Annotated in this window: 9 protein-coding genes and 3 pseudogenes; all 12 read left to right on the forward strand. The window is 72.6% G+C overall.

All coding sequences use genetic code 11. The features are described 5' to 3' along the window. Positions 1 to 260: pseudogene (locus AC2W7A_RS03970) on the forward strand (hypothetical protein); the annotation flags it as partial. Beyond that, entirely contained in the window at positions 257 to 1,327 is a 1,071-nt protein-coding gene (locus AC2W7A_RS03975; RefSeq protein ID WP_485990221.1) for a tRNA (adenine-N1)-methyltransferase, read from the forward strand. The pseudogene AC2W7A_RS03970 and the gene AC2W7A_RS03975, both read left to right, overlap by 4 nt. A gap of 40 nt (positions 1,328 to 1,367) precedes the next feature. Then, positions 1,368 to 3,153, forward strand: a pseudogene (gene arc / locus AC2W7A_RS03980) (proteasome ATPase). A 200-nt stretch (positions 3,154 to 3,353) separates the two neighbouring features. Beyond that, positions 3,354 to 4,877: pseudogene (gene dop / locus AC2W7A_RS03985) on the forward strand (depupylase/deamidase Dop); the annotation flags it as partial. Between the two features lie 39 nt (positions 4,878 to 4,916). Continuing rightward, positions 4,917 to 5,114: a ubiquitin-like protein Pup gene (locus tag AC2W7A_RS03990; protein ID WP_485990222.1), complete on the forward strand. Its 198-nt coding sequence runs from the start codon at positions 4,917 to 4,919 to the stop codon at positions 5,112 to 5,114. Next, positions 5,111 to 6,502, forward strand: a complete 1,392-nt coding sequence (pafA, locus tag AC2W7A_RS03995; RefSeq protein WP_485990223.1) for a Pup--protein ligase — start codon at positions 5,111 to 5,113, stop codon at positions 6,500 to 6,502. Before AC2W7A_RS03990 ends, pafA begins: the two co-directional genes overlap by 4 nt. 29 nt (positions 6,503 to 6,531) lie before the next feature. After that, complete coding sequence (locus AC2W7A_RS04000) at positions 6,532 to 7,719, forward strand: FKBP-type peptidyl-prolyl cis-trans isomerase (RefSeq protein ID WP_485990224.1); 1,188 nt, start codon at positions 6,532 to 6,534, stop codon at positions 7,717 to 7,719. Between the two features lie 94 nt (positions 7,720 to 7,813). Further along, complete coding sequence (locus AC2W7A_RS04005) at positions 7,814 to 8,209, forward strand: FKBP-type peptidyl-prolyl cis-trans isomerase (protein ID WP_485990225.1); 396 nt, start codon at positions 7,814 to 7,816, stop codon at positions 8,207 to 8,209. Between the two features lie 19 nt (positions 8,210 to 8,228). Further along, complete coding sequence (locus AC2W7A_RS04010) at positions 8,229 to 10,388, forward strand: helix-turn-helix transcriptional regulator (protein ID WP_485990226.1); 2,160 nt, start codon at positions 8,229 to 8,231, stop codon at positions 10,386 to 10,388. Positions 10,389 to 10,416: 28 nt separating this feature from the next. Continuing rightward, the gene (tatA, locus tag AC2W7A_RS04015; protein ID WP_485990227.1) at positions 10,417 to 10,695 is read left to right on the forward strand and encodes a Sec-independent protein translocase subunit TatA; all 279 of its coding nucleotides are present in this window, start codon (positions 10,417 to 10,419) and stop codon (positions 10,693 to 10,695) included. A 213-nt stretch (positions 10,696 to 10,908) separates the two neighbouring features. Next, on the forward strand, positions 10,909 to 11,694 hold the full coding sequence (gene tatC / locus AC2W7A_RS04020) for a twin-arginine translocase subunit TatC (protein ID WP_485990229.1): 786 nt from the start codon (positions 10,909 to 10,911) through the stop codon (positions 11,692 to 11,694). Between the two features lie 71 nt (positions 11,695 to 11,765). Further along, positions 11,766 to 12,638, forward strand: an 873-nt coding sequence (locus tag AC2W7A_RS04025; RefSeq protein ID WP_485990228.1) for a DEAD/DEAH box helicase, incomplete at its 3' end; no start/stop codon positions are given.

Genomic DNA, 12,638 nt, shown 5'->3' on the forward strand with positions numbered 1-12,638 from the left:
TGGCCCGCGTGCCGCAGGCACGGCGCAGGCTCACCCCCGTCACCGCGGTGGCCGCCGCCCTCCCGGCCGGCGCGGTGCTTCGGCCGGGCACCGATCCGGACTCCGGACCCGACTTGATCGACCGTCTCGCCGCCACCGACACTGCGGTGTGGGCGGTCACCCGCCCCGACGGCACCGTGCAGGGCATCCTTGCGCGCACCGCCGTCCTGAACGCCCTCGAGCGCACCCCGCCGAGGCACCGAAGGAGAACACCCACGTGACCGAGCAGACCCCCACGCCCGCCCCCACCGGCGTGAGCGCCCGCCGCGGCCCGCTGCGGGCTGGCCAGCGTGTCCAGATCAAGGACGCCAAGGGCCGGCTGAACACCATCACCCTCATCCCGGGCGGCCAGTTCCACAGCTACCAGGGCGTGCTGCGGCACGACGACCTGATCGGCGGCCCCGAGGGCGTGGTGGTCCAGAACAGCTCCGGGCACGACTACCAGGTGCTCCGTCCGCTGCTGAACGACTTCGTGCTGTCCATGCCGCGCGGCGCCACCGTGGTCTACCCCAAGGACGCCGGGCAGATCGTGCAGCAGGCGGACATCTTCCCCGGTGCCGTCGTGGTGGAGGCCGGCGTCGGCTCCGGCGCGCTGTCCATGTCGCTGCTCCGCGCGATCGGCGACGGCGGCGAGCTGCACTCCTACGAGCGTCGCGAGGACTTCGCGGAGATCGCCCGCGCCAACGTCGAGTCCTTCTTCGGCGCCGAGCACCCGGCCTGGTCCATCCACGTCGGCGACGCGCAGGAGCGGATGCTCGAGATCCACCAGCCGCACTCCGTGGACCGTGTGGTCCTGGACATGCTCGCCCCCTGGGAGTGCGTGGACGCCGTGGCCACCGTGCTGGCCCCCGGCGGCGTCTGGCTCAACTACGTGGCCACCGCCACCCAGCTCTCCCGCGTGGCCGAGGCCATCCGCGAGTCCGGGCGTTTCACCCAGATCGAGGCCAACGAGACGCTCGTCCGCGGCTGGCACCTGGACGGCCTGGCCGTCCGCCCGGACCACCGGATGGTGGCCCACACCGGCTTCCTGCTCACCGCCCGCCGCCTGGCCTCCGGGGAGGAGGCGCTGAAGATGAAGCGCCGTCTCAAGGTCTCCGAGTTCAAGGACGAGGACGTCGAGGCCTGGCGCCCGGCAGACGAGGCGCGCTGGACCCCGCAGGCCCTCGGCGAGCGCGTGGTCACGGACAAGAAGGCCCGCAAGAACCTCAAGGAGGCCCGTCTCACCGCCCGCCGCGCCGCGGAGGCCGAACAGGGCGTGTTCGCCCACGGCAACCCGGCCCGAGGCTGACGGCCCCACCTGCACCACCTCATCCCCACGAGGAGGACCGATGAGCGAGAACGACCCCACCACCGGCACCGCCGGCCGAGCCGACGGCACCGCCGAGGAGCGCGCCGCCGAGCTCGGCCGCATGCTCTCCGACGCCCAGGGCACCGCGGAGCGACTCCGCCTGCAGCTGGAGTCCGCGCAGCGCCACGCCTCGACGCAGTCGGAGCGTCGCCGCGCCGCGGAGGCTCAGCTGCAGACCGCGGCCCGCAACAACCGACGCATGGTGGACCTGCTCGAGGACACCCGCACGGAGATCACCACGCTCAAGCAGGCGCTCGAGGCCACCACGCAGCCGCCCTTCCTGTACGCGCTGCTGGAGCAGGTGCATCTGCCGCGTGAGCCGCGCGAGGGCGTCGAGTCCGCCGCCGTGGTGCGCGGGGGAGCGGACGTGGTGCAGAACGGCCGCCGCATGCGCGTGGCCGTCTCCCCGCTGCTGGACGCCACGAGGCTGGTGCCGGGCTCCGAGGTGCTGCTGGACGAGACCCAGTCGATCGTCGGGATCGCCGATGTCCCGCGGGCCGGGCAGATCCTCCGCGTCAAGGAGGTCCTGGACTCCGGGGACCTCGTGGTGGCCGGCACGGCGGACGAGGAGCGCGTCGTCCGGCGCAGCCCCGCCCTGGCCCAGGCCGACCTGCGCCACGGGGACGCCGTCACCGTGGACCCCCGCCAGGAGTGGGCGCTGGACACTGTGGTGCTCTCCGAGGTGGAGGACGTCCTGCTGGAGCAGACGCCGGACGTGTCCTTCGCGGACATCGGCGGCCTCGGCTCGCAGATCGAGCGGATCCGCGAGGCCGTGGAGGTGCCGTTCCTGCACCCGGAGCTCTACGCCGAGCACGGGCTGCGCGCCCCGAAGGGCATCATGCTCTACGGTCCGCCGGGCACGGGCAAGACCATGCTCGCCAAGGCCGTGGCCTCCTCCCTCTCCGCCCGGTCCACCGCCCGGCACCCGGCGGTGTTCCTCAACATCAAGGGGCCGGAGCTGCTGAACAAGTACGTGGGGGAGACCGAACGCCACATCCGCATCATCTTCGAGCGGGCGCGGGAGAAGGCGGCCGCCGGCGCACCGGTGGTGGTGTTCTTCGACGAGATGGAGTCCCTGTTCCGCACCCGCGGCTCCGGGGTGTCCTCGGACGTGGAGACCACGATCGTCCCGCAGCTGCTGGCCGAGATCGACGGCGTGGAGTCGCTGGGCAACGTGATCGTCATCGGCGCGTCCAACCGTGAGGACATGATCGACCCGGCCGTCCTGCGTCCGGGCCGCCTGGACGTGAAGGTCCGCATCGACCGGCCGGACCGCGCCGGCGCCGCGGAGATCATGGGCAAGCACCTCACCGCCGACGTCCCGCTGCACGACGAGGAGATCGAGGACGCCGGCTCCGCCGAGCAGGCGCGCACGGACCTGATCGAGCGCACCGTGGACGCCCTCTACGAGCGCAGCCCGCGCACCGCCCTGGCTGAGCTGACGGACGCCGCCGGCGGCACCACCGTCCTCCACCTGGCGGACCTCGTCTCCGGCGCCGTGGTGGCGGATGTGGTGGACCGGGCCAAAGCGCCACGCGGTCCGGGACCTGCTGGCCGCCGACGAGGACCGCGCGGCCCGCGGCGTGCGCACCGTGCACCTGCTCGAGGCGGTGGACGGGGTGCTGGCGGACCAGACCGACCTGCTGGCCACCGTCTCCCCGGCCGAGTGGGCACGCACCTCCGGCTGGCGCGGCCCCCACCTGGCCGGTCTCACCATGCTGCGGGGGTCCTCCTCCGGCGGCTTCGCCCGGGAGGCGCGCCGATGAGCCCCGTCCAGCCCACCACGCCGGCGCCGAAGGCCCAGTTCCCGGCGTTCACCGGTCAGCGCCCGCTGTTCCCGGAGACCATGCCCTCCGGCGCCGAGGAGCCGCCGAACGGCCGCGACGCCGCCGGCTGGGGCGTGCACCGGGTCATGGGCACCGAGACCGAGTTCGGGATCCATGCGCCGGCGAACCCGCAGGCCCATCACACGGTGCTCTCGCTCGAACTGGTCAACGCCTACGCGGACAGGGCCACACGCAGCGGCACGCCGGTGGCGGGGACCGAGTGGGACTACTCCGCCGAGTCCCCGCTGGTGGACGCCCGCGGGTGGCGCATGCCGCGCTCGGCCGCACACCCCTCGCAGCTGACGGACGAGGCGATCACCGGCGACGACGGCGAACCGATCCACCTGCTGGTCAACACCGTGCTGGCCAACGGCGCCCGCTGGTACGTGGACCACGCCCACCCCGAGTACTCCTCGCCGGAGACCACGACCCCCCGGGACGCGATGGTCTGGGACGCCGCCGGAGACCTGATCGCGCAGGACGCCGTCGACCACATCGCGTCCGGGGAGGGCAGCCCCGAGGTCCGTCTCTACAAGAACAACGTGGACGGGAAGGGCGCCTCCTACGGCGCGCACGAGAACTACCTGGTGGCCCGCGCCCTGGACTTCGACGAGCTCGTGGCCGTCCTGCTGCCGTTCTTCACGGCCCGCCAGGTACTGGTGGGCGCCGGACGGGTGGGCATCGGCACGAACGGGGCCGAGCCCGGCTTCCAGCTGTCCCAGCGCGCGGACTACGTCGAGGAGCAGGTCGGGCTGGAGACCACCATCCACCGGCCGATCGTCAACACCCGGGACGAGCCGCACGCCGTCCACGACGCCTACCGCCGCCTCCACGTGATCATCGGCGACGCCACCCTGTCCCAGCACGCCACCTGGCTGCGGATGGGCATGACCGCGCTGGTGCTCACGCTCGCCGAGGCGGGCACGGCCCCGCACCTCGAGCTGGAGGACCCGGTGGCAGCCCTGCAGACGATCAGCCGGGACCCGTCCCTGCAGGCGGCGGTCCCCGCCGCCGTGGTGCACGACGACGGCACCCGCCTCCGCGCCCGCCTCACCGGGCTCGACATCCTCCGTATGTATCTGGAGGCCGCCGAGGCCCACTGCGCCGCCCACGGGGTGGACGACGCGGACACCGCCGACGTGCTCGCCGCCTGGCGGCAGGACCTGGACGACGCCGCGGCCGATCCGGTGTCCCTGGCCGACCGCGCCGACTGGGCCGCCAAGCTGCGCCTGCTCGAGGGCATGCGCGCCCGCTCCGGCGGGGACTGGTCCGACCCCCGGCTCGGCATGCTCGACCTGCAGTACACGGACCTGGCACCGGCCCGCTCGCTGCACCGGCGGCTGGCGGCGGCCGGCCATCTGCGGGTGCTGGCGGACGAGGACGAGGTGCGTGCCGCCGTCGGGAATCCACCGACGACCACGCGGGCCTGGCTGCGCGGGTCCCTGGTCCGCCGGCATGCCCGCCAGGTGGTGGGCGCCGCCTGGGGACAACGTGCTGCTGCGTCCGCAGGAGGGCGACCGGCTGCACCGCATCCCGCTGGTCGAGCCGCTGCGCGGCCGCGCGGACGACCTGCCGGGCTGGTGGGGCCCGGACGGACGCACCCCCGAGCCGGCCGAGCTGATGCGGGAGCTCACGGCCCTGACGGGCGCGTTCTGAGCGCGTAGGCTCGCAGCAGATCCCATCCCCACGACCGAGGAGGACCCATGGCCCAGGAGCGCATCCACCACCAGAAGCAGGGCGGCGGCGACGGCGGCGAGGACGCCGGCCTGCAGCAGCAGGCCCAGCAGTCCTCCACCGCACCGAGCGCGGACCTTGACGGCCTGCTGGACGAGATCGACACCGTCCTGGAGTCCAACGCCGAGGAGTTCGTGAAGGGCTTCGTGCAGAAGGGCGGCCAGTGAGTGACCGCCGGATCTTCGGGCTGGAGACCGAGTACGGGGTGCAGCACTGGCACCCCGAGGGACGTCGGCTGAGCCCGGAGGAGGTGGCCCGCTACCTGTTCCGCCCCGTGGTGGAGTGGGGACGGTCCTCCAACGTCTTCGTGGAGAACGGCTCCCGGCTCTACCTGGACGTGGGCTCCCACCCCGAGTACGCGACCGCCGAGTGCTCGACGCTGGACGAGCTGCTCGTCTCGGACGCCGCCGGGGACGAGATCATGCGGGACCTGGTGGCCCAGGCCGAGGAGCGCATGCGTGCCGACGGCATCGAGGGGTCCGTGTACCTGTACCGCAACAACGCGGACTCGGCCGGCAGCTCCTACGGCTCCCACGAGAACTACCTGCTGCGCCGCCGCAGCGAGTACCGCCGGCTCACCGACGCCCTCGTGCCGTTCCTGGTCTCCCGGCAGATCCTCGTCGGCGCCGGCCGGGTGGTCCCCGCCTGCGTCTGGCCCGAGGGTGAGGGCCGGGCGCACTTCGCCTTCTCCCAGCGCGCCGACTTCGTGCAGGAGGCCGTCTCCTCCTCCACCACCCGCTCCCGGCCGATCATCAACACCCGCGACGAGCCACACGCCGACGCCTCGCAGTACCGGCGCCTGCACGTGATCGTGGGCGACTCGAACCTCTCCGAGCACACCCACCTGCTGCGATTCGGCGCCACCGACCTGATGCTGCGCATGATCGAGGCCGGCTGGTCCCTCGGGGACAAGGAGATGCCCCATCCCACGGACTCGATCCGCGAGGCCAGCCACGACCTCACCGGCACAGCGCAGCTGCGGCTGCGCACCGGCACCGCCTCCGCGCTCGAGCTCCAGGAGCACTATCTGGAGCGCGCCCATGCGTTCGTGGAGGCCCACGGCGCCCACCACGACCGGGTGGAACAGGTCCTCGACCTCTGGGAGGAGGTCCTCGAGGCCGTCCGCTCCCAGGACACCTCCCGCATCGACACGCGCATCGACTGGGCGATCAAGCGCCGCCTGCTCGAGGACTACCGCGCGCGTCACGGCCTCGACTGGGGCTCGCCCCGCCTGGCACAGCTCGACCTCGCCTTCCACGACCTGGCCCGCGGCCGCGGCCTCTTCCAGGTGCTGCTCGAGCGCGGCCGCGTGGAGCGGGTGATCGATCCGGCCGCGGCCGAGCGTGCGCTGACCGATCCGCCGCAGACCACCCGTGCGGCGGTGCGCTCCGAGTTCATCCGCCGGGCCCGGGAACGGGAGCTCGCCTACGCCGTGGACTGGACCACGATGAAGCTCAACGACTTCCCGATGCACGTCATCTCCATGAAGGACCCCTTCGAGACCTCCCCGGAGTCCGTGGAGCGGCTGTTCGACGGCGTGGTGGATCCAGCCTGAGTCCAGACTCCGTGGGTATGTTGGAGCCCATGACTTCCACCACACCGCTGGGCCGCACCCGCCGGCCCCTGACCGCCCTGTCCCTGTCCCTGGCCGCACTGCTGCTGGCGACCGCGTGCTCCGGCGACGACTCGCCCGGCGAGGACCACGCGCCCTCGGGCGCCGAGTCCTCGACGTCGGCCCCCGCCGAGGGCAGCAAGGACGAGAAGGACGGCGGCGAGGACAAGGGCGGGGACGGGTCCGACGAGGACTACCCCCGTGCCCAGGCCGGCTCGGGGGTCGGCCAGACCGAGAAGCTGGAGTCCGTGTCCCTGAGCGCCGCCGAGGGCAAGGACCCCGTGGTCCAGACCGACACCCCCATCAAGGCGGACGAGGTCTCCACCCGCGTCCTCAAGACGTCGGACCGCGACCCGGCGAAGGACGGGGACCTCGTCACGGTCTCCACCGTCGCCGTGAACCCGGAGGACGGGAAGGTGATGGGGGAGAACTTCTCCACCGACCCGGAGGTCGTGGTGCTCAACCAGCGCCTCAAGGACGCGAACCAGGAGCTGTACCGGATGCTGCGCACCAGCGCCCCGGGCTCCGAGGTCGCCTACTACATCCCGGAGCAGAAGGCGCCGGAGGGAGAGGACGGAGAGAGCCAGGGCCAGGACATGCCCGCCGCGCTCTACGTCTTCCGGGTGAACGAGATCCTGCCGAAGGAGGCGAAGGGCACCGAGGTCACGGACCTGAACCCGGACCTGCCGAAGGTCACCGTGGACGAGGAGTCCGGCCACCCGACGATCGACAAGCCCTCCGGGGACGCGCCGAAGGAGCTCACGGTCCAGCCGCTCATCCAGGGCGACGGCGCCGAGGTCGGCGAGGACGACCAGGTCACCGTCCAGTACAGCGGCGTCACCTGGTCCGAGGGAAAGACCTTCGACAGCTCCTGGGAGCGCGGCGGCGACCCGGTCACGTTCTCGCTCAACCAGGTCATCCCGGGCTGGAAGGAGGGCCTGGCCGGGCAGAAGGTCGGCTCCCGCGTCCTGATCTCCATCCCGTCCGACAAGGCCTACGGCGAGCAGGGCAGCCCGCCGGACATCGGCAAGGACGAGGACCTGCTGTTCGTGGTGGACGTCCTCCACGCCCAGGAGCCGCCGAAGCCCCAGGCCCCGCCGGCGCAGCCCGGCGACCAGGGGTCCGAGGGCTCCGAGGGCTCCGAGCAGTCGGATCGCTGACCCCGTCCCCTCCACGACACAGTCCGGTCCCGGACACCGCCCCGCCGTGCGCGCCCCGTGCGACGGCACACCTGCCAAGAGAGGAACACACACCATGTCCTTCGGACAGCGCGACTACGACCGCACCAAGCCCGAGGTGGACTTCCCGGGCGACACCCCGCCCACCGAGCTCGTCGCCGAGGACCTCATCGAGGGCTCCGGCCCTGCCGTCGAGGCCGGCTCCCGCGTCCAGGTCCACTACGTGGGCGTGGCCTGGTCTACCGGCGAGGAGTTCGACGCCTCCTGGAACCGGGGCACCCCGCTGCCCCTGACCGTCGGGGTCGGCCAGGTCATCGCCGGCTGGGACCAGGGCCTGCTCGGGATGAAGGTCGGCGGCCGCCGCCGCCTCGAGATCCCGCCCCACCTGGGCTACGGCGCCCGCGGCGCCGGCTCCGCCATCGGCCCGAACGAGACGCTGATCTTCGTCTGCGACCTCGTCTCGGTCGACTGACCGGGAACGGACACCGCCGATGGCACGCACGTCCGGGGAGCAGGAGCGCCGGACCACCGAGCGCCAGATCGCGTTGCTCATGATGCTCCTCCACGCCCGCCGCGGCTACACGGCCGAGCAGATCCGCAGGGACGTGGAGGGGTACCAGGGGCTGGACGACGAGAACTTCGAGAAGTCCTTCCAACGTGACCGCGCGCTCCTGCGCGACATCGGCGTCCCCCTCGCCGTGGACCGGCCCGAGGAAGGGCCGGCCCGCTACTCGGTCGACGCGCAGGACCTGGTCCTGCCGGAGATCGACTTCAGTCCGGCGGAGCGCCGCGCCCTGCTCCACGCCCGCGAGGTGTGGAGCGAGGCGCGGCTCCAGTCTGAGGTCATGCGCGCGGTGGGCCTCTTCGTGGATCCGGGAGCGACCGAGGAGCACGGCCGCGGTCTGCCCCGCATCGTCCGCCGGATCACGCCCGGCCTCGAGCTGTTCCTCGACGCTGCCGTGGAGCAGCAGACCCTCAGCTTCGGGTATCGCACCGCAGCCGGGGAGACGACGCCGAAGGGTCGTCCCCGCCGCATGCGCGTCTGGTCCGCCCTGGAGGTCGGCGGCCGCTGGTATGCGGCCGGCTGGGACCTCGACCGCCGCCAGGAACGCCTGTTCCGGATCACTCGCGTGATCGGCACTCCGAAACGCCTCACCGGCGCCGACGCGGAGGATGCGCCCTCCCGCCCTGCGGGCTGGAACCCGGCCGACATCCGCGACCGACTGCTCGGCCGCGGCGAGGGGGAGCGCGAACGGATCCGGCTCTGGGTGGCCCCGGGCCGGGGTCATTCCGTCCGCCTGCGCGCAGACGCCGTGGACCCGGAGCCGGCCGACGGCGCCGCCCCGGGTGAGGGCTGGGAGCTGTTCGAGATGGACCGCCCCGCCCACGACGGCCTCGAGCAGGTCTGCGGGCAGCTCATGGGCGTGGTCCAGCCCTCCGCCGCCGACCCGGCCCTCGCCGCCGAGGTGTACGAGGCCTGGGGGAGTGTCCGCGACCGGCACGCCGGAGATCCGGACCTGTCCGTCCTCCCCGCGTTGAAGCGTCCGAGCAGCCCGCGCCTGCGTCCGGGCCAGCGCGACCGGGTCGGCCGTCTGCTGGACATCGTCGGGTTGGCCAACCGCTCCGGCGGCATCACCAAGGCGGAGCTGCGCGAGCGGCTCGAGCTCTCGGCCGACCAGCTGGACCGCGACCTGCGCGACCTCACCACCTGCGGCCTGCCCGAGCGCGAGTTCCCTGGCTGGCTCTTCGACGTGGACCCCGAGTCGGAGATCGTGGAGGTGCTGCAGTCCAAGGACCTTCCGGCGCCGATCCGTCTGTCCACACCCGAGGCGCACCGCCTCACCGCCGCCCTGGACCTGGTCGCCCGGATGCCCCACCGGGACGAGGAGATCGGTCCCGCCGCGGTGACCGCCGCGGCCCGTCTGCGCGAGCTGCTGGACGACGCCGGACAGTCCCGGCCGGACGGGCGCAGTGACCTTCCCGTGGACCCCTCCCCGGCGACGGTGCCTGGCGGAGACGCGCCCGACCCGGGCGAGGGAGCCGCCGTCGGGACGCCCGATGCGGGCGAGGAGCCCTTCGCGGCGACACCGGTGACGTCCTTCTGGGACGTCCAGGCCGACCCGCAGACCGTCCGCGCCCTCATGGACGCCGTGGACCGGAGCCGGCTCGTGCGCCTGCGCTACCACTCCCTCCATACGGACGAGGTGACCGAACGGGAGGTGGAGCCTATGCAGCTCGTGCAGTCCGGCGTCCTGCTGTACCTGCAGGGCCACTGCCGGCGTGCCGGGGGCATGCGCACCTTCCGCGTCGAGCGGATGTCCGGCGTGGAGGTCCTCGAGGAGACCGTGCGTGCCCGCCGCCGGCCCGCCAAGGCGGTGCTGGCCCCCGAGGCCCCGGCCGTGCCCGCGGTGCTGGCCTGGGCGCACCGCATCCGGGACGTCGCCGACGACTACACGCCCGATCAGGAGACCGTGGACGCCGACGGCCGCCGCATCACCCGCGTGCGCCTGGTCTCCGAGGACTCGGCCGTCGCCCTCGTGGCCGCACACGCCGGCGACCTCGAGGTGCTCGAACCGGCCCAGTTGCGCCACGCCGTGCGCGAACGCGCGGCCGCCGCGATGCAGCGGCTCGAAACCGCTGTACGCTGGTGACCAGGAATTCCGACGAAAGGAACTCATCATGCCCGCTGGACTCCAGGGATGGCAGCTCGTCATCATCGTCCTCCTCGCGGTGCTGCTCTTCGCTGCCCCGAAGCTGCCCGCCATGGCCCGCAACCTGGGTCAGTCCATGCGCATCTTCTCCTCTGAGGTGAAGGAGATGCGCAACGACGGCAAGGCCAAGAAGGACGCCGAGGGCCAGGAGCGTCCCGCTGACGCCACCGACCCGGTCGAGGGCCGCATCGTCGACCGTGACGCCCACGACGGCCGCGAGGGCTCGCACCGCGCCGACAAGCGCTGACCGTTCCGAGGCCACAGCGTCCCATGAGCATGGAGCAGTCGACCCCCGACAGCGCGCCCGGCACGGGCGGCGCCGCCGGGGGTTCCGCGCGCCCGGCCCAGGCGCCTGGCCCAGGACACGCCCGCTGTGTCCCAGGAGGAGATCCGCGAGGCCGCGGCGCCACCCGAGAGCCGACGTCGGCGGTCCCGCCGCAAGGACAACCCGACCGGAGAGATGCCGCTGCGCGAGCACCTCACCGAGCTGCGCAATCGGATCGTCAAGTCCGGCATCGCCATCGCCCTGGGCACGGTGGTGGGGTTCTTCCTCTACGAGCCCGTCATGGCCGCCCTGGCGCAGCCGTTGCAGGACGCCCAGGAGCGGGGCATCCTCGCCTCGCTGAACTTCGACTCCGTGGGCCAGTCCTTCGACATCCTGCTTCAGGTCGGCCTGTTCATCGGGGTCATCCTCTCCAGCCCGATCTGGCTCTACCAGATCTGGGCGTTCATCATGCCCGGCCTGAAGGCCCAGGAGAAGAAGTACGCGATCGCCTTCCTCTCCGTCTCCATCCCCCTCTTCGTCAGCGGCGTGGTGATCGGCTATCTGGTCCTACCGCAGGCCGTCCAGTTCTTCACGGCGCTCATCCCCGACGGCGGCACCAACTACATCCCGGCCAACGTCTACATCCCGTTCCTGCTCCGCCTGTTCCTCGCCTTCGGCATCGCGCTGGTGCTCCCGGTGCTGCTGGTCGGGCTCAACATGCTCGGCATGCTCCCGGGCCGCACCATCCTCAAGCATTGGCGCATCACCGTGTTCGTCATATCGCTGATCGCGGCGATCGCCGCTCCGGGCGGCGACGCGATCACCATGTTCTACCTGGCCGCGCCCCTGTTCACCCTGTTCGCGGTCGCGATCGGCCTGTGCCTGCTCAACGACAAGCGCCGCAACCGGAAGCGGGCAAAGGAAGAGCAGGACATCGAGGCGGAGATCGCGGCCGGCCCGAAGCCGCTGCACGAGCTCTGAGTGATCCGCGGCGATCTCGCCGTCAGCGGACCTGCTGGGAGCCCGCCCAGACGCCCCACTAGGGTGGATCCATGGCCGACTCCCCGCACCTGACACCCTCGCCGGACGACGAGCCGGCCCTCAGCCCCGCCGAGCGGTACGCCGCCTCCCGCCGGGCCCGGCAGCACTCGGGCAGCCGCCTCGCCCAGTTCGCGGCCACCCTCGGCTTCCCCCTCGACGAGTTCCAGGTGAAGGCCTGCACCGAGGTCGAGGCCGGCCACGGGGTGCTCGTCGCCGCACCGACCGGCTCCGGCAAGACGGTCGTGGGCGAGTTCGCCGTGCACCTGGCCCTGTCCCAGGGCGGCCGGGCCTTCTACACGACGCCGATCAAGGCGCTGAGCAACCAGAAGTTCGCGGACCTCGCCGCGGTGCACGGTCCCGAGCGCGTCGGACTCCTGACGGGCGACACCTCGGTGAACCCGGACGCGGAGGTGGTGGTCATGACCACCGAGGTCCTGCGCAACATGCTCTACGCGGACTCCGATGCCCTCACCGGCCTGGCCAGCGTGGTCATGGACGAGGTCCACTACCTCGGAGACCGCTTCCGCGGGCCGGTGTGGGAGGAGGTCATCATCCACCTGCCCGAGCATGTGCAGGTGGTGTCCCTCTCGGCGACCGTGTCCAACGCCGAGGAGTTCGGCGCCTGGCTGGACACCGTCCGCGGCGCGACCTCCGTGATCGTCTCCGAGCACCGCCCCGTGCCGCTGTGGCAGCACGTCATGGCCGGGCCGCGCCTCTACGACCTCTTCGCCGAGGACGTCTCCTTCGAGGACTCGGCCGAGGACGACGGCGCCACCGTCCTCAACCCCGAGCTCGCGCGGCTGGCGACCAGCGCATCCCGCCAGGCCGAGAGAGCGGACTGGGGCCGCCCCGGGCGCGGCGGCGAGGCAGGGCGCCCGGGCCGT

Source organism: Micrococcus sp. LASM2_SD2, assembly GCF_057364565.1.